This is a genomic window from Mesorhizobium sp. M8A.F.Ca.ET.181.01.1.1 (assembly GCF_004792025.1).
GTDB lineage: Bacteria > Pseudomonadota > Alphaproteobacteria > Rhizobiales > Rhizobiaceae > Mesorhizobium.
The window spans coordinates 1-285 of the sequence record NZ_SRTV01000316.1; the positions used below are offsets into that span (position 1 = coordinate 1).

Genomic DNA, 285 nt, shown 5'->3' on the forward strand with positions numbered 1-285 from the left:
CATCGTGGTGGAGACAATGCGATCGGTCTCCACCACGATGTCATGCTGGTCAGATCGGCTGATCTTGCCTTCTCGGGCGAGGACCAGCGGACGCCGGATTAAGTCAAAAATGGTGTGCCTTGGGTTCAACGAAGTATCAGGATTCTGAAAGATGACCTGAATGCCGAACTTGGCAATCTTCGAACGCTTGCGGGCGGAGGCCGCAAGAACCTCTCCATCAAACTCGATCGAGCCGGAAAATCGACACTGCTGCGGGCAATCGCAGGTCTTCAACCTTTTTCCGGC

Annotated in this window: 1 pseudogene; it reads right to left on the reverse strand. The window is 54.7% G+C overall.

Annotated features, from left to right (window positions below):
• A pseudogene (locus EN824_RS34765) lies at positions 1–273 on the reverse strand (hypothetical protein); the annotation flags it as partial.
• Positions 274–285: the final 12 nt, after the last annotated feature.